Annotated in this window: 19 protein-coding genes; all 19 read left to right on the top strand. The window is 41.6% G+C overall.

What is annotated here, in order from left to right:
- The first annotated feature begins 83 nt into the window (after window positions 1–83).
- Entirely contained in the window at window positions 84–929 is an 846-nt protein-coding gene (gene tsf / locus BCU68_RS12810) for a translation elongation factor Ts (RefSeq protein ID WP_102565138.1), read from the top strand.
- 188 nt (window positions 930–1,117) lie between these two features.
- Window positions 1,118–1,849, top strand: a complete 732-nt coding sequence (gene pyrH / locus BCU68_RS12805) for a UMP kinase (protein WP_102565137.1) — start codon at window positions 1,118–1,120, stop codon at window positions 1,847–1,849.
- Window positions 1,850–1,951: 102 nt separating this feature from the next.
- On the top strand, window positions 1,952–2,509 hold the full coding sequence (frr, locus tag BCU68_RS12800) for a ribosome recycling factor (protein ID WP_102565136.1): 558 nt from the start codon (window positions 1,952–1,954) through the stop codon (window positions 2,507–2,509).
- Window positions 2,510–2,605: 96 nt separating this feature from the next.
- A complete protein-coding gene (locus tag BCU68_RS12795) occupies window positions 2,606–3,364 on the top strand; it encodes an isoprenyl transferase (RefSeq protein WP_102565135.1) in 759 nt (252 codons plus the stop codon).
- 12 nt (window positions 3,365–3,376) lie between these two features.
- On the top strand, window positions 3,377–4,219 hold the full coding sequence (locus BCU68_RS12790; RefSeq protein ID WP_102565134.1) for a phosphatidate cytidylyltransferase: 843 nt from the start codon (window positions 3,377–3,379) through the stop codon (window positions 4,217–4,219).
- A 54-nt stretch (window positions 4,220–4,273) separates the two neighbouring features.
- Window positions 4,274–5,482, top strand: coding sequence for a 1-deoxy-D-xylulose-5-phosphate reductoisomerase (gene ispC, locus BCU68_RS12785; RefSeq protein ID WP_102565133.1), 1,209 nt, complete (start codon window positions 4,274–4,276; stop codon window positions 5,480–5,482).
- Window positions 5,479–6,837 (top strand): sigma E protease regulator RseP, encoded by a 1,359-nt coding sequence (gene rseP, locus BCU68_RS12780; RefSeq protein ID WP_102565132.1) that lies wholly within the window; start codon window positions 5,479–5,481, stop codon window positions 6,835–6,837. The genes ispC and rseP overlap by 4 nt, the downstream gene beginning before the upstream one ends.
- A gap of 48 nt (window positions 6,838–6,885) precedes the next feature.
- The gene (gene bamA, locus BCU68_RS12775) at window positions 6,886–9,294 is read left to right on the top strand and encodes an outer membrane protein assembly factor BamA (RefSeq protein WP_102565131.1); all 2,409 of its coding nucleotides are present in this window, start codon (window positions 6,886–6,888) and stop codon (window positions 9,292–9,294) included.
- A 28-nt stretch (window positions 9,295–9,322) separates the two neighbouring features.
- Entirely contained in the window at window positions 9,323–9,823 is a 501-nt protein-coding gene (locus BCU68_RS12770) for an OmpH family outer membrane protein (protein ID WP_198591737.1), read from the top strand.
- Between the two features lie 7 nt (window positions 9,824–9,830).
- On the top strand, window positions 9,831–10,862 hold the full coding sequence (gene lpxD / locus BCU68_RS12765; protein ID WP_102565129.1) for a UDP-3-O-(3-hydroxymyristoyl)glucosamine N-acyltransferase: 1,032 nt from the start codon (window positions 9,831–9,833) through the stop codon (window positions 10,860–10,862).
- A 92-nt stretch (window positions 10,863–10,954) separates the two neighbouring features.
- On the top strand, window positions 10,955–11,407 hold the full coding sequence (gene fabZ / locus BCU68_RS12760) for a 3-hydroxyacyl-ACP dehydratase FabZ (protein ID WP_102565323.1): 453 nt from the start codon (window positions 10,955–10,957) through the stop codon (window positions 11,405–11,407).
- Window position 11,408: 1 nt separating this feature from the next.
- Window positions 11,409–12,197 carry an acyl-ACP--UDP-N-acetylglucosamine O-acyltransferase gene (gene lpxA, locus BCU68_RS12755; protein WP_102565128.1) on the top strand — a complete coding sequence of 263 codons (789 nt, stop codon included), beginning with the start codon at window positions 11,409–11,411 and terminating at the stop codon, window positions 12,195–12,197.
- An 86-nt stretch (window positions 12,198–12,283) separates the two neighbouring features.
- Window positions 12,284–13,435 (top strand): lipid-A-disaccharide synthase, encoded by a 1,152-nt coding sequence (gene lpxB / locus BCU68_RS12750; protein ID WP_102565127.1) that lies wholly within the window; start codon window positions 12,284–12,286, stop codon window positions 13,433–13,435.
- Window positions 13,436–13,453: 18 nt separating this feature from the next.
- Window positions 13,454–14,074 (top strand): ribonuclease HII, encoded by a 621-nt coding sequence (rnhB, locus tag BCU68_RS12745; protein WP_102565126.1) that lies wholly within the window; start codon window positions 13,454–13,456, stop codon window positions 14,072–14,074.
- Between the two features lie 3 nt (window positions 14,075–14,077).
- Window positions 14,078–17,557 carry a DNA polymerase III subunit alpha gene (gene dnaE / locus BCU68_RS12740; protein ID WP_102565125.1) on the top strand — a complete coding sequence of 1,160 codons (3,480 nt, stop codon included), beginning with the start codon at window positions 14,078–14,080 and terminating at the stop codon, window positions 17,555–17,557.
- Between the two features lie 66 nt (window positions 17,558–17,623).
- Window positions 17,624–18,583: an acetyl-CoA carboxylase carboxyl transferase subunit alpha gene (accA, locus tag BCU68_RS12735; RefSeq protein WP_102565124.1), complete on the top strand. Its 960-nt coding sequence runs from the start codon at window positions 17,624–17,626 to the stop codon at window positions 18,581–18,583.
- Window positions 18,584–18,650: 67 nt separating this feature from the next.
- Entirely contained in the window at window positions 18,651–19,982 is a 1,332-nt protein-coding gene (tilS, locus tag BCU68_RS12730) for a tRNA lysidine(34) synthetase TilS (RefSeq protein WP_102565123.1), read from the top strand.
- Between the two features lie 61 nt (window positions 19,983–20,043).
- Window positions 20,044–20,364 (top strand): cytochrome c, encoded by a 321-nt coding sequence (locus BCU68_RS12725; protein WP_102565122.1) that lies wholly within the window; start codon window positions 20,044–20,046, stop codon window positions 20,362–20,364.
- A gap of 151 nt (window positions 20,365–20,515) precedes the next feature.
- A complete protein-coding gene (gene glnB, locus BCU68_RS12720) occupies window positions 20,516–20,854 on the top strand; it encodes a nitrogen regulatory protein P-II (protein ID WP_198591733.1) in 339 nt (112 codons plus the stop codon).
- Window positions 20,855–20,859 lie beyond the last annotated feature (5 nt).

Genomic DNA, 20,859 nt, shown 5'->3' with positions numbered 1-20,859 from the left:
CACACTAAATACAGTCAATATCAGGGGCCAACTAATGAGGCCCCTGTTTTTTATCTTTTTTAGAATTAACTGAGGAATAGAGAATGGCAACTGTAACTGCAGCTCTAGTTAAAGAACTTCGTGAACGCACAGCTGCGGGCATGATGGAATGTAAAAAAGCTCTTGTTGCTGCTGAAGGCGATATCGAGCTAGCAATTGAAAACATGCGTAAATCTGGCGCAGCGAAAGCAGCTAAAAAAGCTGGTAACGTTGCAGCTGAAGGCGCAATCATCATTAAAGAAGACGCTGGCGTTGCAGCGCTTCTAGAAGTTAACTGTCAAACTGACTTCGTAGCAAAAGATGCTGGTTTCCTAGCATTCGCTAACGAAGTTGCTGAAGTTGCTCTAGCAGAACGTCTAGACATCGAAGCTCTTCAAGCTAAATTCGAAGAAGCTCGTATCGCACTAGTAACTAAAATCGGTGAGAACATCAGCATCCGTCGTGTTCAAATCGTTGAAGGTGTAGCTCTTGCTTCTTACCGTCACGGTGAGAAAATCGGTGTTGTTGTCGCTGGTGAAGGCGAAGGCGAAACTCTTAAGCATATCGCTATGCACGTTGCTGCTTCTAAGCCTGAGTACGTTAACCCATCTGACGTACCTGCTGACGTAGTAGAAAAAGAGAAAGCTGTTCAAGTTGAAATCGCTATGAACGAAGGCAAGCCTCAAGAGATCGCTGAGAAAATGGTTATCGGCCGTATGAAGAAATTCACGGGCGAAGTTTCTCTAACTGGTCAAGCTTTCATCATGGAACCTAAGAAAACTGTTGCTGAAATTCTTAAAGAGAAAGGCGCATCAGTATCTACCTTCGTTCGTTTAGAAGTTGGTGAAGGTATCGAGAAAGCGGCTGAAATGAGCTTCGCAGACGAAGTTGCAGCGGTACAAAAAGGTTAATCCCTAGCGTACTAATGAAAGAAAAGACCGTGGCCATTGCTGCGGTCTTTTTATGACTAGCTAATGAAGATTAGCTGTGATGAATCTAAATTATATATGATGCAATATTGCAATCGGTTGCTCTATTGTGGTGAAAATAGTTTATATTCATGACTGTTAATCAACAACTCTCTTGAAAGGTATACTTCATGACAACGAATCCTAAACCTGCGTACCAACGTATTCTACTTAAACTAAGTGGTGAAGCACTTCAAGGCGAAGAAGGCTTTGGTATCGATCCAACCATACTTGACCGTATGGCTCAAGAAGTAAAAGAGTTAGTAGAACTTGGCGTGCAAGTGGGTGTAGTTATTGGTGGTGGTAACTTATTCCGTGGTGCTGGTCTTGCAGAAGCAGGAATGAACCGCGTAGTCGGTGACCACATGGGTATGCTTGCAACGGTAATGAATGGTTTAGCAATGCGTGACGCACTTCACCGCGCATACGTTAATGCTCGTGTAATGTCAGCTATTCCTTTAAAAGGTGTATGTGACGATTACAACTGGGCTGATGCGATTAGCCAATTACGTCAAGGCCGTGTTGTTATCTTCTCTGCAGGTACAGGTAACCCATTCTTCACGACGGATTCAGCAGCTTGTCTACGTGGCATTGAAATTGAAGCTGACATTGTTTTAAAAGCAACAAAAGTTGATGGTGTATTTACCGCTGATCCAGTAGCAAACCCAGACGCAGAGTTGTATGATAAGCTTTCTTATAACTCAATTCTTGAAAAAGAGTTGAAAGTTATGGATTTGGCTGCGTTTACGCTTGCACGTGATCACAAAATGCCAATTCGCGTATTTAATATGAATAAGCCTGGCGCATTACGTCGCGTGGTAATGGGTGAGACTGAAGGTACTTTAATCAGCGATGTAGAGTAATACTCTTATTTCTACTGTACTGTTTAAATTAACTTAGCAATGACTCAAGAGTGCTTTAGTACGATAAAGTGCTCTCTAAGAATAAATCATTAAGGTGATATTGTGATTAACGAAATTAAAAAAGACGCGCAAGAGCGCATGGACAAAAGTGTAGATTCTCTAAAGAATAACCTACTTAAGATCCGTACTGGTCGTGCACACCCAAGTTTATTGTCTGGTATTTCTGTTGAATACTACGGCGCTCAATCGCCACTAAATCAAGTTGCTAACGTTGTTGCTGAAGATGCACGTACACTAGCAATCACAGTATTTGACCGCGAACTGACGCCTTTAATCGAAAAAGCGATTATGATGTCAGACTTAGGCCTAAACCCAATGTCTGCTGGTACTGTTATTCGCGTACCACTTCCACCACTAACAGAAGAGCGTCGTAAAGACCTTGTTAAGATTGTTCGTGGCGAAGCTGAAGGTGGTCGTGTTGCTATCCGTAACATTCGTCGTGATGCTAACGGTGATCTAAAAGCGTTATTAAAAGACAAAGAAATTTCTGAAGATGAAGATCGTAAAGCACAAGACGAGATTCAAAAACTGACTGATGCAGCAGTTAAGAAAGTTGATGACGTTTTAGCAACAAAAGAAAAAGAGTTAATGGAAGTTTAATCCACTCTCACTTTTGTTCTGCAAAAAAGCGCTGCACTAACGGTTCAGCGCTTTTTTATGTTATCCTTTTAAGCTGATTGATCATAACTTACTCTTATGCCTAATTCTCAAATCTTTTCAGACTCCCTTCCAAAACATATTGCCATCATTATGGATGGTAATGGTCGCTGGGCTAAATCCCATGGTAAACCTCGTGTATTTGGACATAAAAAAGGGGTAAGTGCTGTACGAAAAACAATTTCAGCCGCCGCTAAGCTCAAAATCCAAGCTATCACTTTATTCGCTTTTAGCAGTGAAAACTGGCGTCGTCCAGAAGAAGAAGTTGGTTTGCTGATGGAGCTTTTTATTACGGTTTTGTCGAGTGAACTAAAAAAGTTACACAAAAATAATTTACGTTTAAGAATTATTGGCGACAAAAGCCGTTTTAGTGAGCGTTTACAAATAAAAATAGCTGAAGCGGAAGCACTCACTGCATCAAACACCGGTATGGTCATCAATGTTGCTGCCAATTATGGCGGTAAGTGGGATATAACCGAGGCGATGAAAGCTATTGCGCTAAAAGTTGAATCTGGTCAACTCTTCCCGAATGATATTGATGAAGCTTTAATCACCAAGCATCTAACCATGTCTGACATTCCAGAGGTGGATTTATTGATACGAACAAGTGGTGAGTGTCGCATTAGTAACTTTATGCTTTGGCAATTAGCTTATGCTGAAATGTATTTTACCGAGCAACATTGGCCAGACTTTGGTCAAGAAAGTTTGATTGAAGCGGTTACTTGGTTTGTTGACCGAGAAAGACGTTTTGGCTGTACTGGTGAGCAAATTAAAGCTCTCATGATGGAATCTGAATAAGGATTAATTAGTTTGAAACAACGAATTATTACGGCGTTGATTTTAGCCCCTTTAGTGATATTGGGCATCTTTAAGTTATCTCTTCCTCTGTTTATGCTTGCTTTGGCGGTCATTACACTGCTTGGCTTTTGGGAGTGGACTCAGTTTGTTGAGCACAAATCACGTTATTTAGCCTTGATTCCAACCGTTGTTATTAGTTTAGGCAGCTACTTTGTTATTGCGTCTGATGCGGCAAGTTTAAATGCGCTGTCAGCGAGCCATTACGCTATCTTAATGATAGGTAGTTTTTGGTGGGTAGTCGCTAGCGGTCTTGCTATTACTTACCCGAAATCGACAGCAACTTGGCAAGAGTCAACCCTACTGCGTCATGCGTTTGGTGTACTCACTTTACTACCTTTCTTTTGGAGTATCTTGATCTTAAGAGCAACCAACATTGAAGTTGACACTTACCATGGTGCTAAGCTTGTAATGTTTGTGTGCTTTATTGTATGGGCTGCCGATAGTGGTGCGTACTTTACAGGTCGAGCATTTGGTAAACGTAAGATGGCACCAGCAGTGAGCCCGAATAAAACCATCGAAGGTTTAGTTGGCGGTGTTATTGCTGCAATGATCGTTGCTTGGTTCTGTGCTGATTGGTTTAATATTGAGTTTTCCAGTCCTTTGCATATGCTTATCATTACGTTAGTTACTGTTATTATTTCAGTGCTTGGCGATTTGGTAGAAAGTATGTTTAAACGAGTATCAGGCATCAAAGACAGCAGTAATATCATTCCCGGTCACGGTGGTATCTTAGACCGAGTCGATAGCCTAACAGCGGCATTCCCTGTATTTACTCTTCTATACTTTATTTTTTAGTTAATAGAGGTAGGGCTATACCTTACCTCTGTTATTAACGACTGGTCATTATTGATGCGAAAGTTAACAATTCTTGGAGCAACAGGCTCAATTGGTACAAGTACTTTAAAAGTCGTAGAGCAAAATCCAGAGAGTTTTACCGTCATCGCTTTAGCGGCAGGCTCGAATGTAGAAAAAATGGTTGCACTGTGTAAGACATGGCAACCTGTTTACGCTGTGATGGCCTCTGAGAGTGCTGCACAGTTGCTAACGGAGCAATTGCAAGCCTTAGGTTTAACAACACAGGTACTCTGTGGAACAGAAGGCATGTGTCATGTTGCTTCGTTAGATGAAGTGGATACGGTCATGGCAGCCATTGTTGGTGCCGCTGGTCTTATTCCTACCATGGCTGCAGTTAAAGCAGGTAAACGTATATTACTCGCCAATAAAGAAGCCTTAGTTATGTCAGGGCAGCTTTTTATTGATGCAGTCGAAAAGCATGGCGCTGAGCTACTTCCTGTAGACAGTGAGCACAACGCAATTTTTCAATGCTTACCAACCACTATCCAAGAGAACTTGGGTCGTTGTGATTTAACCAGTCATGGTATCAATCATATTTTACTAACCGGTTCAGGTGGTCCTTTTCGTTATACCGATGTCAAAGAGCTGGCAAGCGTAACACCAGAGCAAGCTGTTAACCACCCGAACTGGTCCATGGGACCAAAGATCTCTGTTGACTCTGCGACCATGATGAATAAGGGGTTAGAGTACATTGAAGCTAAGTGGTTATTTAATGCATCACGTGAGCAATTAAAAGTCATTATCCATCCGCAGTCGGTTATCCACTCGATGGTTCAATACCAAGATGGGTCAGTACTTGCTCAAATGGGTGAGCCTGATATGGCAACCCCTATCGCATGCACAATGGCTTATCCTGCCCGTGTTGATGCTGGTGTTAAACCACTAGATTTTACTCAGGTGGGCGAGTTAACCTTCTTAGAGCCTGATTTTGCTCGTTACCCATGTTTAAAACTAGCCATTGATGCGTGTTATGAAGGGCAATATGCGACAACAGCGTTAAATGCAGCCAATGAAATTGCCGTGGATGCCTTTTTAACTCACAAGATTCGCTTTACCGATATAGCTATTGTTAATGAAGTGGTATTATCTCGTATCTGTGCAACACATAAAGACTCGCAAGTCGATGATTTAGATAGCTTGATAAAGCTTGATGCTATTGCGAGATCCCTTGCCCTTGATGTGATTCGTGAGCGTATATTATGACCGGTATCCTGTGGAACTTTGCTTCATTTGTTATTGCATTAGGTATTTTAGTTGCCGTGCATGAGTTTGGTCACTTTTGGGTGGCACGTCGCTGTGGAGTGAGGGTTGAAAAATTCTCCATCGGTTTTGGTAAATCGATTTGGAGCCGCATCGGTAAAGATGGTACGGAATATAGTCTATCGATGATCCCTTTAGGCGGGTACGTGAAAATGCTCGATAGCCGTGTTGAAGAGGTTGATGAAACCGAGCACCATTTAGCTTTTGATAAACAAGCTCTCTGGAAACGAACATCCATAGTTGCAGCTGGTCCTATATTTAATTTCCTCTTTGCAATTTTTGCTTATTGGTTAGTTTTCTTAATTGGTATTCCTGCTGTTAAGCCTGTAATTGGTGATGTAACTCCCAATTCAATTATGGCTCAAGCAGGAATTGAACCAGGTATGGAACTAAAGTCCATTTCAGGAATCAAAACCGCAGATTGGGAATCGGTTAATATGGGCTTAATCTCTCATATTGGTGACGATAAAATGGTTATCACGGTGAGTGCTGCCGATGAAATAGGCCAAGAAAAAACCAAAGTTTTAGATATTCGTGACTGGCGTTATAACCCAGAAACAGAATCAGCCATGACAACATTAGGTTTTACACCGTACCGTCCTGAAATTTCCATGTTGTTGGTTAACATCAGTGAAGGTAGTGCTGGTGAAAAAGCAGGTTTGAAGGTTGGTGATACCATCACTGCAGTTAATGGTGTCGCTGTGACAAAGTGGCAGCAAGTTGTCGAAGGCATTCAAGCTAGCCCTGAAACGGCGATGCTAATTGATGTTAATCGTAACGGGCAAACGACTCAATTAACCCTAGTACCAGATAGCCGCAAAGTTTCAAGTGCTAAAACGATAGGCTTTGCAGGTATTGCACCTCAGGTCGCAGAATGGCCAGAAAGTTATCGATTTGACCTCCAATATGGTGTATTTGAATCCATAGAGAAAGCTTTTGATAAGACGGGTCAAGTTATCGGTCTAACTATTAGTATGTTGAAAAAACTTATTGTAGGAGATGTGGGCTTAAATAACTTAAGTGGGCCAATTTCAATTGCGAAAGGGGCTGGTGCTACTGCGGATTATGGCATTGCTTACTTCTTAGGCTTCTTGGCGCTAATTAGTATTAACTTAGGTATTATTAATTTAGTTCCACTTCCTATGCTTGATGGTGGACATTTATTGTTCTTTGCCATTGAAGCTGTGATCCGCCGTCCAGTTCCTGAAAAAGTACAGGAGATAGGTTACCGTTTAGGTAGTGCAATTCTCTTTTCTTTAATGGCTTTAGCAATATTTAACGATTTTAGTCGTCTATGATTTTTCCAATGGTAGACCAAGCAGTAGCAAGGAATAATTAGAATATATATGGCAATTAAGCAGATTTTGTTGGCGACAGCGCTCGCAACTAGTGTGGCCGCAAACGGTGCAGAAGATTTCGTCGTTCAAGACATTCAGATTGAAGGTTTACAGAGGGTTGCCTTAGGTGCTGCATTGCTAAAAATGCCAGTACGTATTGGTGATTCTGTTGATCAGCAAGATATCTCTCAGATCATCAAAGCACTTTATGCGTCTGGCAACTTCGAAAATATTGAAGTGAAACGCGATGGTGATGTACTGATCGTGCAAGTCACTGAGCGTCCGACTATTGCTAGTATTTCATTTTCAGGCAATAAAGCGATTAAAGAAGAGCAGTTACAGCAGAACTTAGATGCGTCAGGTTTACGAGAAGGTGAAGCCTTAGATCGCACTAAGTTAAGTAATATCGAGAAGGGGCTCGAAGATTTTTACTACAGTGTTGGTAAATATAATGCCACCGTTCAAGCGGTTGTAACGCCTCTTCCACGTAATCGCTCAGATTTGAAATTCGTTTTTACTGAAGGTGTTTCGGCAAAGATTAAGCAGATCAACTTTATTGGTAACACACAGTTTACCGACAGTGAGTTATTGTCACGCTTCAATCTTAATGTTGATGTAGCGTGGTGGAATTTCTTATCTGATGATAAATATCAGAAGCAAGTCTTAGCTGGTGATATTGAAGCATTAAAATCTTATTATCTTGATCGTGGTTACTTAAAGTTTCAAGTCGACTCAACTCAGGTTGCTATCTCACCAGATAAGAAAGGGGTGTATATCACGCTTGGTCTTAATGAAGGTGAAGCCTACAGTGTTGAGGATGTGAACTTTCGCGGTACTTTAATTGGTAAAGAAGTCGAGTTTGAGCAAATGGTGCCGTTTGAGACTGGTGATACTTACAGCGGATCTCAAGTAACGGCGTTAGAAGAAAACGTCAAACGTGTACTTGGTGAGGCGGGTTATGCTTACCCTCAAGTTCGTACTATTCCTGAATTTGATGATGAAAATAAAACCGTTTCTTTAAGCGTTAATATTGAATCAGGTAGTCGTATTTATGTGCGCGATATTCGTTTTACTGGTAATAACTCAACCAAAGATGAAGTACTTCGCCGTGAAATGCGCCAAATGGAAGGTAGCTGGTTAAACTCGAAATCCATTGAAACGGGTAAAGGTCGATTAAATCGTCTTGGCTTCTTTGAGACTGTTGATGTGCAAACCGTACGAGTTCCTGGTAGTGAAGATCAGGTTGATCTTGTTTATAACGTAAAAGAAGCCAACTCGGGCAGCATTAACTTTGGTGTCGGTTATGGTACTGAATCTGGTGTTAGCTTCCAGGTTGGTCTACAGCAAGATAACTTTGTTGGTTCTGGTAATCGTGTTGGTGTGAATGCGATGATGAACGACTATCAAAAAAATATTAGCTTAGACTACCGTGATCCGTACTGGAACTTGGATGGTGTCAGCCTTGGTGGTAAAGTTTTCTACAATGAGTTTGAAGCATCAGAAGCCGATATTGTCGACTATACCAACGAAAGTTATGGTACAAGTTTAACGTGGGGCTTCCCGTTTGATGAATTAAACCGCCTAGAATTTGGGGTTGGTTTTACACATAACAAGATTTCAAACTTAGATCCAAACGTTCAAATTGAAAACTTTTTATGTAGCTTAGGTGACTGTGATGCAACGCAGATCAAAACTAATGATTTTGATGTTAACATCTCATGGACACGTAACAACTTAAACCGAGGCTACTTCCCAACGGCGGGCAACCACCAACGCGCGTTCTATAAAATGACAACGCCAGGTTCGGATGTTCAGTACTTTAAAGTTCAGTATGATATTCGTCAGTATTTCCCTATTACCAAAAATCATGACTTCTCACTCTTATTACGTGGGCGATTAGGTTATGGTAATGGTTATGGGCAAACGGATGGCAATGATAACTTGTTCCCATTCTATGAAAACTACTATGCGGGTGGTTTTACAACATTACGTGGCTTTGGCTCTAATACAGCAGGCCCTAAAGCGGTTTACGATAGTTCATCAACAGGTAATAACCCTGACTTGCAAGCCACAGAAGATTCAATCGGTGGTAACGCTGTCGCACTAGCAAGTATTGAACTTATCGTGCCAACACCATTTACTTCTGATGAATTTCGCAACCAAATTCGCACCAGTATCTTCTTTGATATGGCGAGTGTGTGGGATACCGAATTTATTTATCGTCCAGATAACATAAACTCGGGTAACCAATATTATTACGATTATTCAGATCCATCAAACTACCGTGCCTCTTACGGTGCGGCATTACAGTGGATGTCGCCAATGGGACCTCTAGTATTCTCATTAGCAAAACCGGTGAAAAAATACGAAGGTGATGATGAAGAAGTCTTTACATTTACCATCGGTCAAACTTTCTAATCTTTAAAGGAATTATATTTTGAACAAAATGATTAAAGCAGCGGGTCTTGGTTTAGTAGTATTAAGCACTTCTTTATTTGCTAATGCTGCAGATGCTGCACAAAAAATTGGTTATGTGAATACCGCTCAAGTTTTTCAGGCATTGCCACAGCGTGAAGTTGTATTACAAAAACTACAAAATGAATTTAAAGATAAGGCTGCAGAGTTACAAGCCATTCAATCACAAGCAGAAACGAAAATTCAAAAACTGAAGCGTGATGGCGAGCTACTAAGCCCTAGTGAAGTCGAAAAGCTACGTATTGAAATTGGTCAATTAGACAGCAACTTTAAGATTAAAGGTCAAGCTTTAGAGCAACAAAGTCAGCAGCGTGAAGCTCAAGAGAAACAGAAACTGTTTCAACAAATTCAAGCCGCTGTTGATAACGTAGCGAAAAAAGAAGGCTACGATATCATTCTTGAAATTCAAGCAGTGCCTTATGCAAAACCAGAATTTAACATTTCTGAAGCTGTAATTAAGCAATTAAAATAAGAATACTATGCTAGATATGACACTGGCCAAGTTGGCTGAAATTGTTGGTGGTGAACTGTACGGTGATGGTGACATAGCCATCACTTCTGTTGCACCAATGGATAAAGCAGGTAAGGGAGATATTACCTTCCTTTCAAATGCTAAGTACGTGAAGCATTTAGCTGAATGTAAAGCAACGGCTGTAATGGTTAAAGAATCTGAGCGCACGCTTTGTACATCTAATGTTATTGTGGTTAGTGACCCGTATATTGCTTTTGCTAAAGTTGCTCAAGCGCTTGATACTACACCACAGCCTGCTGATGAGATTGCTCCATCGGCAGTAATCGCAGCAGATGTTACAGTAGGCGAAAATGTGTCTATTGGCGCAAATGCGGTTATCGATTCAGGTGTTACTCTTGGTGATAATGTCGTTGTCGGCGCAGGGTGCTTTATTGGTAAAAATGCCAAATTAGGTGCAAATACTCGTTTATGGGCTAATGTCTCTATCTATCATGATGTGAAGCTCGGTGACTCTTGCCTAGTTCAGTCAAATACCGTCATTGGTGCAGATGGCTTTGGTTATGCTAACGAGAAAGGAGAGTGGATCAAAATCCCTCAAGTTGGCTCAGTTAGTATTGGTGATCGCGTTGAGATCGGTGCTTGTACAACGATCGACCGTGGCGCTTTAGATGATACTGTTATTGAAAGTAACGTTATCATTGATAACCAACTACAAATTGCTCATAACGTTCATATTGGTTACGGCACAGCCTTAGCGGGTGGGACGATTATTGCTGGTAGCACGACTATTGGTAAGTATTGCATTATTGGTGGTGGTAGCGTTATTAATGGTCATATCGAAATCACTGATGGTGTCACCCTAACAGGGATGAGCATGGTGGTTCGTAGTATCAAAGAAAAAGGCATGTACTCATCGGGCATACCATTGCAAACCAATAAAGATTGGCGCAAAACGGCTGCTCGAGTACACCGTATCGATGATATGAATAAGCGACTTAGAGCATTAGAAAAAAACATTGAGAAAAAAGTCGAATCCTAGGGGTCGACTTAATTCAAACAAGACTCGCGATAGGCGGGTCTTGTTTGTCTATAATTTCCATATATTAAAAGTTTACAAATAGGAATATGACTTTGACTACTGAAAATAAAACGATGGATATTACTGAAATTCAGTCGCTTTTGCCTCATCGCTACCCATTCTTGCTAGTTGATCGCGTGACTAATTTTGAAGAAGGTAAGCATCTTTCGGCTATAAAAAATGTGTCAGTAAATGAGCCCCAGTTCACAGGTCACTTTCCTCAAATGCCGGTTTTTCCTGGCGTGCTTATCCTTGAAGCGATGGCGCAAGCAACGGGTCTACTTGCATTTAAATCATTTGGTGCACCGGCTGAAAATGAGCTTTATTACTTTGCTAGTGTTGATAAAGCGAAGTTCCGCAAGCCGGTCGTACCGGGTGACCAATTAATTATTGAAGTTGAGTTCCTTAAAGAGCGTCGTGGTATTGCTCAATTTAATGGCGTAGCAAAAGTCGATGGTACGGTTGTTTGTTCCGCTGAACTTAAGTGTGCACGCAGAGAGTTTTAATATGATACATCAAACCGCTCAGATCCACCCATCAGCTGTTGTTGAAGATGGCGCTAAAATTGGTGCTAATGTAACGGTTGGTCCATTTACTTACATTACGAGTAATGTTGAGATTGGCGATGGAACCGAAGTTATGTCGCATGTCGTCATTAAAGGTCCCACTGTCATCGGTCAGGACAACCGTATTTTCCCATTTGCGATTATCGGTGAAGAATGCCAAGACAAGAAATTCCAAGGTGAAGATACTCGCCTTGTGGTTGGCGATCGAAATGTTATTCGTGAAAGCGTTCAGATGCACCGTGGTACAGTACAAGACAAAGGCATTACAACAGTAGGTAGTGATAACCTTTTCTGTGTCAACGTTCATATTGCTCACGATTGTATTGTTGGTGACAATATCATTATGGGTAACAATGCGACTTTAGCCGGGCATGTAACGGTTGAAGACTACGCTATTGTTTCAGCATTATCGCCAGTGCATCAGTTCTGTACTGTGGGAGCGCATAGCTTCATTGGCGGTGCATCAGTTGTTGTGCAAGATGTTCCTCCTTACGTTATGGCGCAAGGAAACCACTGCAAACCATTTGGTATTAATATCGAAGGGTTAAAACGTCGTGGTTTTGAGAAAAAAGAAATTCATGCAATACGCCGAGCTTATAAAGCTATTTATCGTAACGGTAATACGCTGCAAGAAGCTAAAGTTGAAATTGAAAAAGAGCTAACGGAATTCCCAGTGTTAAAAGGGTTCCTAGACTTATTTGAGAATTCAACGCGCGGTATTATTCGTTAGTTACCCCAGGTATCCAACGATGAATAAAGATCGCTGTACGTACAGCGGTCTTTTTGTGTTTTTGTACCATCATTTTAGGAAGAACTATGTTGGAAAAGAATAGACCATTACGTATAGGTATCGTGGCTGGCGAACTATCTGGTGATACATTGGGTGAGGGGTTTATCAAGGCGATTAAAGCTCAGTATCCTGATGCAGAGTTTATCGGTATTGGTGGTCCTAAAATGATGGCTCAAGGCTGCCAATCACTGTTTGATATGGAAGAGCTTGCCGTTATGGGGTTAGTCGAAGTATTAGGCCGCTTAAGACGATTATTGAAAGTCAAAGCGGATTTAGTGCGTTATTTTACTGATAACCCACCTGATGTCTTTGTTGGTATTGATGCACCTGATTTTAACTTACGTTTAGAGTTGGATCTAAAAAAGGCAGGTATTAAAACCGTACACTACGTCAGTCCATCCGTTTGGGCTTGGCGACCAAAGCGTATTTTCAAAATTGACGCAGCCACCGATTTAGTTTTAGCATTTTTGCCTTTTGAAAAAGATTTTTATGATAAATATAACGTTGCTTGCGAATTTATTGGACATACTTTAGCCGATAGTATTCCATTACAGCCCGATAAAGCACAAGCACAAGAATTATTAGATTTAAATCCAGATAAGCAGTGGTTAGCGGTACTACCAGGTAGTCGCGGTGGTGAAATGAGCCTTATTGCTAAGCCGTTTATTGAAACTTGTCAGCGTCTCAATGCCAAATACCCTGAGTTAGGCTTTGTAGTTGCTGCCGTGAATGATAAACGCCAGCAGCAATTTGAACAAATCTGGCAAGCCGTTGCGCCTGAACTCGAATTTACTATTATTCAAGATACAGCAAAAAATGTTATCACAGCTTCAGATGCCGTGTTATTAGCCTCGGGAACGGTTGCCTTAGAGTGCATGCTACTCAAGCGCCCAATGGTGGTTGGTTATAAAGTTAACCGTTTAACGGGGTGGATCGTTCAGAAGCTTATGCTGACAGATCATGTGTCATTGCCTAATATTTTAGCAGGTGAGGAATTAGTGAAAGAGTATGTACTTGATGAATGTCATCCTGATAACCTCTTCCCTGCAACGGAGAAAATACTGACACAAGATAACCAGCCATTAATTGACCGGTTTACAGAAATGCATCACTGGATAAAAAAAGATGCCGATCAACAAGCGGCTCAAGCTGTTTTACATTTAATTGCACAACAATAACGATCATTGAGACCAAGTATGGCGACAGTAAAAGATAAAAAAGAATGGCCTCCGTTTGAGTACCCACAAGGTTTTCAGCTATTTGCAGGTGTGGATGAGGTAGGTAGAGGTCCCTTAGTTGGAGATGTGGTTACCGCTGCGGTTATTTTAGATCCCAATAATCCGATTGAAGGGCTTAATGACTCTAAAAAGTTGTCAGAGAAAAAACGTCTTGCTCTTTTTCCAGAAATCCAACAAAAGGCGCTCGCTTGGGCTGTAGGTCGTTGTTCGCCAGAAGAAATTGATCAACTCAATATTTTACAAGCCACTATGGTCGCAATGCAGCGAGCTATTGCAGGGCTTAATGTCGTGCCAGACTTTGCATTAATCGATGGTAACCGCGTTCCTCAACTGCCAATGGAAGGGCTTGCTGTCGTGAAAGGGGATATGCGCGTGGCAGAAATTAGTGCCGCTTCAATTATTGCTAAAGTTGTGCGTGATCAGGAGATGGAAGCATTGGATAAATTACATCCTGAATTTGGTTTTGCCAAGCATAAAGGCTACCCAACCAAAGCGCATTTTGAAGCGATAGAAAAGCATGGCGTGATCGCAGAACATCGTAAAAGTTTTAAACCCGTTAAACGTGCGCTAGGGATTTAATTGATGTCAGATCCTAAATTTGTCCATTTACGCGTTCACAGTGATTTCTCTATGGTGGATGGCTTATCTAAAGTGCCACCGTTAGTTAAAAAAGTCGCAGCATTAGGTATGCCAGCAATGGCTTTAACCGATTTTACCAACCTATGCGGGCTGGTTAAGTTTTATGAAAATGCCCATCGTAGTGGTATTAAGCCGATTATTGGCGCTGATTTTATGATGCAGTCAGCAGAGTTAGGTGATGAACTCTGCAAAGTGACCGTCATTTCAATGAACAATAAAGGCTATAACAACTTAACGCTATTAATTTCAGAGGCTTACTTACGTGGGCATGTGCAGCATCAACCTGTTATTGATAAAGAGTGGTTAGCGAAACATAACGAAGGGCTAATTATACTGTCTGGCGGTAAAAGTGGTGATGTCGGTAAATTACTGTTAAAAGGCAACGCACCACTGGTTGACTCATGCGTTGAGTTTTATAAAACTCACTTCCCAGATCGATTCTATTTAGAGTTGACTAGAACGGGTCGAGTTGATGAAGAGACGTACTTACACTTTGCACTAGAGTTAGCTGAAAATTCAGACTTACCGGTTGTTGCAACGAATGAGGTTGTTTTCTTAGCTGAAGAGGATTTCGAACCGCATGAAATCCGTGTAGCGATACATGATGGCTATACGATGGCTGATCCTAGGCGTCCAAAAAATTACAGCTCACAACAGTATTTACGTACTGAAGAGGAGATGTGTGAGCTATTTTCTGATATCCCAGAAGCACTACAAAACAGTGTTGAGATAGCGAAACGTTGTAATACCACCGTGCGTTTAGGTGAGTACTTTCTACCTAACTTCCCCACTGAAGGGCTGAAAATTGAAGACTTTCTGATTAAGAAGTCTGAAGAAGGCTTAGAGCGTCGTTTAGCCTTTTTATTCCCTGATGAGAAAGAGAGAGAAGCACGTAGACCAGAGTATGATGATCGCTTAAAGATCGAGCTTGAAGTTATCAACAATATGGGGTTCCCAGGCTATTTCTTGATCGTAATGGAATTCATCCAATGGTCAAAAGATAACGATGTTCCAGTTGGTCCTGGGCGAGGGTCAGGTGCTGGTTCATTGGTTGCTTATGCACTAGATATTACCGATCTTGACCCACTAGAATATGATCTGCTTTTTGAACGATTCTTGAACCCTGAACGTGTATCGATGCCCGATTTTGATATCGATTTTTGCATGGACAAACGCGATTTGGTTATTGATCACGTGGCTGAGATGTATGGTCGAGATGCGGTATCACAGATCATCACCTTCGGTACAATGGCGGCTAAAGCGGTAATTCGCGATGTAGGTCGTGTTCTAGGTCACCCATTTGGTTTTGTTGATCGCATTTCAAAAATGATCCCACCGGATCCGGGCATGACATTAGACAAAGCATTCTTAGCAGAGCCTGCTTTGCCGAGCCTGTATGAATCCGATGAAGAAGTGCGTGAGTTAATTGATAAGTGTCGCATTTTGGAAGGCTGTACTCGTAATGCCGGTAAGCATGCTGGTGGCGTTGTTATCTCGCCAACAACCATTACCGACTTTGCGCCACTTTATTGTGATGCAGATGGTCACTTTCCTGTTACTCAGTTTGATAAAAATGATGTAGAAACGGCTGGCTTAGTTAAGTTTGACTTCTTAGGTCTACGCACACTGACTATCATTGACTGGGCACTTGGCTTAGTCAATGCGCGATTTAAGAAAGAAGGTAAGGCGTCGATCAATATTGAGTCGATCCCTTTAGATGATCCAGCTTCATTTCGCCTGTTACAAAACTCTGAAACTACAGCGGTATTCCAATTAGAATCCCGTGGTATGAAGGACTTGATCAAACGTCTACAACCAGACTGTTTTGAAGACATTATCGCTTTGGTAGCTTTGTTCCGTCCTGGTCCATTGCAATCAGGGATGGTAGATAACTTTATCGACCGTAAACATGGTCGCGAAGAGGTTTCTTATCCCGACGCTACTTGGCAGCATGATTCATTGCAAGAGACGCTTGAGCCAACCTACGGCATTATCTTGTATCAAGAACAAGTTATGCAAATTGCCCAAATCTTGGCAGGTTATACCCTAGGCGGAGCTGATATGCTACGTCGTGCTATGGGTAAGAAAAAACCAGAAGAGATGGCAAAGCAGCGTTCTATCTTTAAAGAAGGCTCAGAGAAAAATGGTGTTGATGGCGAGTTGGCGATGAAAATCTTCGACTTGGTAGAAAAGTTTGCTGGCTATGGGTTTAACAAATCCCACTCAGCGGCTTATGCACTGGTTTCTTACCAAACGCTTTGGCTTAAAACCCATTATCCTGCGGAATTTATGGCAGCGGTAATGACAGCCGATATGGATAACACTGAAAAAGTTATTGGCTTGGTTGATGAATGCTTACGTATGAAAATTAAGCTATTACCACCAGATATTAACTCTGGTCTTTATCGCTTTAATGTTGATGAAAATGGTGCCATTGTTTATGGTATTGGTGCGATAAAAGGCGTTGGTGAAGGCCCTATCGATATCATTATCGAAGCACGCAATAAGGGTGGACACTTTAAAGATCTTTTTGATTTTTGTGCACGAGTTGATATTAAGAAAGTCAATAAACGTGTTATTGAAAAACTGATTTATTCTGGAGCGCTAGATAGACTCGGTCCGCATCGTGCTGCCATGATGGCATCTTTAAACGATGCAGTGAAAGCGGCAAGCCAGCACCATCATGCAGAATCATTTGGTCAGTCGGATATGTTTGGTGTGTTAACGGATGCACCAGAAGAGGTCGAGAAAAAGTACACTCAAGTTGAACCTTGGCCAGAAAAAGTATGGTTGGAAGGTGAACGTGATACATTGGGTTTATACTTAACGGGGCACCCAGTTAATGCGTATCTCAAAGAGTTATCAAAATATACCAGTTGTCGCTTAGTTGATGCTGTTCCAACAAGACGTGACCAGTCAGTGACTATTGCTGGTTTGGTTATTGCTGCTCGTGTCATGACAACGAAGCGAGGAAATCGCATTGGCTTGATGACGATCGATGACCGTTCAGGGCGTATGGAAGTCATGTTATTTACAGATGCGCTTGATCGTTACGCTGAATTGTTAGAAAAAGACAAAATAGTGGTTATTTCTGGACAGGTCAGCTTTGATGACTTTAACGGTGGCCTTAAAATGTCAGCACGTGAAGTCATGGATCTAGGGTCAGCCCGAGAAAAATATGTACGAGGGGTGTCTATCTCCCTCAAAAGCAGCCTCGTTGATGGTGCCTTTTTTGAACGTTTCACTCAAATATTAGAGCCTTATAGAGCTGGTACTGTTCCAGTCAATATATACTACCAACGAGAAGATGCTCGCGCACGGTTGGCTTTGGGTACAGAGTGGCGAGTGACGCCAAGTGACGTATTACTAGACGAATTAAAACAGCTACTTGGTAATAACCAGGTAGAACTCGAATTTAACTAAAAATTTAATGATTATTTATCTTCGCAAGATTGATGATAATAAGATTAAATCAATAAGGATTCATTGATGAGCCCAAACTTTCTGGAATTTGAAAAACCTATCGCAGAGCTTGAAGCTAAAATTGAAGCGCTTCGTGATGTTTCACGTAATAGTGGTGATGCATCCGTTGATTTGGATAAAGAGCTTGTTCAGTTAGAGAAAAAAAGCTTAGAGCTTAAAAAGAAAGTATTTAGTGATCTAGGTGCTTGGCAGGTTGCTCAACTAGCTCGCCATCCACAACGTCCTTATACATTGGATTATTTAGAGCACGCTTTTACCGAGTTTGATGAACTTGCTGGTGATAGAGCATTTGCTGATGATAAAGCGATTGTTGGTGGTATGGCTCGTTTAGATGGTCGTCCTGTTATGGTTATCGGTCATCAAAAAGGTCGTGAGACGAAAGAAAAAGTACGCCGCAACTTCGGTATGCCAAAACCTGAAGGTTACCGTAAAGCTTTGCGCTTAATGGAAATGGCAGAGCGTTTTAAAATGCCGATCATTACTTTTATCGATACTGCAGGAGCTTACCCAGGTGTTGGTGCTGAAGAGCGTGGTCAATCAGAAGCGATTGCTAAAAACCTAAAGGTAATGTCAGGCTTAACAGTACCTGTTATCTGTAATGTGATTGGTGAAGGTGGTTCTGGTGGTGCTTTAGCGATTGGTGTTGGTGATTATGTCAACATGCTGCAGTACTCAACTTATTCGGTGATTTCACCTGAAGGTTGTGCATCGATTTTATGGCGTGACTCAGATAAAGCACCACAAGCAGCAGAAGCGATGGGACTTGTGGCTCCGCGCTTAAAGGAGCTTGAACTCATTGATGAGATTATCGAAGAGCCATTAGGTGGCGCTCATCGCGATCCAATTATCATGGCAGAAAACATTAAGGCAACGCTATTAAAGCAGCTTGATGAATTAGAAAGCTTTGATCAAGAAGCATTACTTGCTCGTCGCTACCAGCGTCTAATGAGTTATGGTTACTGTTGATTAATCGGTCAATGGTTTTGAAAGGTTGGACTTTGTTCCAGCCTTTTTTCTTATATATAGGTTTTTTATGTCCTCTCTTTTATCTCAATTTCAGCAGAAAATGAACCATCACCGTCAGCCTCAATCTCGATTAATTTTGGCATTAAGTGGTGGTGTTGATTCGCGTGTTCTATTAGATTTACTTGCTCAATACCGTGCTATACATCCTCAAGTAGAGTGTTTTGCTGTTCATGTTCACCATGGCTTAAGTGGCAATGCCGATGATTGGGCAATGCAGTGTCAGACTTGGGGGAAGGAGAACAATATTCCGGTCTTTATTGAGCGTGTAAAGCTCGATATGGCTTCTGGCGATAGTATTGAGCAGATGGCAAGGGATGCGCGTTATCAATCACTCGCTAAGCATATAGCCCACGGTGACCTATTGCTGACTGGGCAACATAGTGATGATCAATTAGAGACCTTCTTACTGGCGCTAAAGCGCGGTAGTGGGCCAAAAGGCTTATCTTCAATGCCTGAGATCATGCCTCTTGCTCAAGGGTCTATGCTGCGACCTCTGTTACATGTTTCACGCCATGATATTGAATCATACGCAAGTGAACATAACCTTGACTGGGTTGAAGACGAAAGTAATCAAGATAAACGTTTTGACCGCAATTTTATTCGCCATGATATATCGCCGGCATTAATTCATCGTTGGCCAAATATAAAACAAGCGGTACAACGTAGTGCAAGCTTGTGTGCTGAGCAAGAGTCATTATTAGATGAGCTATTAACGCCAATCTTTAATGGTATGTTAGGGCCGGAAGGGCAACTGTCGATTGAAAAACTCACGACTCAAAGTGAATTATCTAGAAATCGATTAATTAGAATGTGGTTTTCTCATGCGGGGCAACCTATGCCAAGTCGAGATCAACTAACCTCTATTTGGCAACAAGTTGCGCTTGCTCAAAGTGATGCTGCGCCACAATTTATTTGTAGTCATAAAATTATCCGTCGTTTCCAACAGCATCTATACTTTATTGATGATTATCAAGATTTATCAAATTTTTCACAGTCACTTTCTTGTGATAAAGCCTGTCATTTGCCTGATGGTTTAGGAACAATAACGTTAGCAATGAATGCCTCTGATCCTTTAACGTGCTGGTCTGGGAAAATAGATAGGAAAGCATTAAATCACCCACTGGAGATACATTTTAATCCAGAGGGTTTAGTTGCTCATCCCAACGGTCGGGGTCATAGCCGTAAGGTTAAAAAACTTTTTCAAGAGTATTCGATCCCACCTTGGCAAAGAAAGCGATTGCCGGTTGTGATGTGTGGAGATCAAGTTGTCGCTATCGTTGGTCTGTTTATTGATAAACAGTATGCGGGGCAAGATCTAGAAATTCAGTGGTATAAATAAACTTTATTTATACCACAACCGTATAGTAGAAAAGAGATACACTCAGAGAGGAAGGAATCGTATGTTAAAGAAAATAGCGATAGGGTTGGTCGTTACTTGTAGTAGTATCGTTAGCGGTGGGGCTTTGGCTGCCGGTGACGCTGCAGCAGGGCAGGCAAAAGCGGCAATTTGTGCAGCTTGTCATGGAGCAAATGGTATGGCCGTTATTCCTGGGTATCCGCATTTAAAGGGGCAAAATGAGCAATACATTGTATCCTCACTTAATGCTTATAAAACTAAGCAGCGTAATGGTGGCTTAGCCGCTGTAATGCAGGCGCAGGCTTCAATGCTAAGTGACGCTGATATTGCTAATCTTGCTGCTTATTATTCCAACTTGAAGTAAGGTTTATCAGCCTTTCATTTAAGTTTTAAAACCATTTTTATAATGAGTAGCACATATTCTAAGGCCAGAGTGAATGCTCTGGCTTTTTCGATTGAATGTTTGTATGTGGTATTCGATAATGACGCTATAAATTAAAGTTTAAAGGATGAACATGAAAAAAATTGAAGCAATCATCAAACCATTTAAGTTAGATGATGTTCGTGAAGCGCTGGCTGAGGTTGGTATTACGGGTATGACAGTATCTGAAGTTAAAGGCTTTGGTCGTCAAAAGGGTCATACGGAACTGTACCGCGGTGCAGAATATATGGTCGACTTTTTGCCAAAAGTAAAATTAGAGATCGTAGTCGTTGATGAAGTTGCTGATCAATGCGTTGATACTATTATTGAAACGGCTCAAACGGGTAAAATTGGTGACGGTAAAATTTTCATCACTGAAGTCGAGCGTGTTGTACGCATTCGCACCGGTGAAGAAGATGAAGACGCAGTATAAATAAA

It is taken from the genome of Vibrio sp. 10N.286.49.B3 (assembly GCF_002873395.1).
In the GTDB taxonomy this organism is placed as follows: domain Bacteria; phylum Pseudomonadota; class Gammaproteobacteria; order Enterobacterales; family Vibrionaceae; genus Vibrio.
Note: the sequence above shows the minus strand (reverse complement) of the source record. Positions and strands in the feature narration are given on the sequence as shown.

What these genes read in the sequence shown, in the direction of transcription:
- lpxD (WP_102565129.1), top strand. Translation starts at nt 9,831, where the DNA reads ATGCTAGATATGACACTGGCCAAGTTGGCTGAAATTGTTGGTGGTGAA.
- rseP (WP_102565132.1), top strand. Translation starts at nt 5,479, where the DNA reads ATGACCGGTATCCTGTGGAACTTTGCTTCATTTGTTATTGCATTAGGT.
- lpxB (WP_102565127.1), top strand. Translation starts at nt 12,284, where the DNA reads ATGTTGGAAAAGAATAGACCATTACGTATAGGTATCGTGGCTGGCGAA.
- dnaE (WP_102565125.1), top strand. Translation starts at nt 14,078, where the DNA reads ATGTCAGATCCTAAATTTGTCCATTTACGCGTTCACAGTGATTTCTCT.
- tsf (WP_102565138.1), top strand. Translation starts at nt 84, where the DNA reads ATGGCAACTGTAACTGCAGCTCTAGTTAAAGAACTTCGTGAACGCACA.
- BCU68_RS12795 (WP_102565135.1), top strand. Translation starts at nt 2,606, where the DNA reads ATGCCTAATTCTCAAATCTTTTCAGACTCCCTTCCAAAACATATTGCC.
- bamA (WP_102565131.1), top strand. Translation starts at nt 6,886, where the DNA reads ATGGCAATTAAGCAGATTTTGTTGGCGACAGCGCTCGCAACTAGTGTG.
- glnB (WP_198591733.1), top strand. Translation starts at nt 20,516, where the DNA reads ATGAAAAAAATTGAAGCAATCATCAAACCATTTAAGTTAGATGATGTT.
- BCU68_RS12770 (WP_198591737.1), top strand. Translation starts at nt 9,323, where the DNA reads ATGATTAAAGCAGCGGGTCTTGGTTTAGTAGTATTAAGCACTTCTTTA.
- rnhB (WP_102565126.1), top strand. Translation starts at nt 13,454, where the DNA reads ATGGCGACAGTAAAAGATAAAAAAGAATGGCCTCCGTTTGAGTACCCA.
- pyrH (WP_102565137.1), top strand. Translation starts at nt 1,118, where the DNA reads ATGACAACGAATCCTAAACCTGCGTACCAACGTATTCTACTTAAACTA.
- tilS (WP_102565123.1), top strand. Translation starts at nt 18,651, where the DNA reads ATGTCCTCTCTTTTATCTCAATTTCAGCAGAAAATGAACCATCACCGT.
- BCU68_RS12725 (WP_102565122.1), top strand. Translation starts at nt 20,044, where the DNA reads ATGTTAAAGAAAATAGCGATAGGGTTGGTCGTTACTTGTAGTAGTATC.
- ispC (WP_102565133.1), top strand. Translation starts at nt 4,274, where the DNA reads ATGCGAAAGTTAACAATTCTTGGAGCAACAGGCTCAATTGGTACAAGT.
- accA (WP_102565124.1), top strand. Translation starts at nt 17,624, where the DNA reads ATGAGCCCAAACTTTCTGGAATTTGAAAAACCTATCGCAGAGCTTGAA.
- lpxA (WP_102565128.1), top strand. Translation starts at nt 11,409, where the DNA reads ATGATACATCAAACCGCTCAGATCCACCCATCAGCTGTTGTTGAAGAT.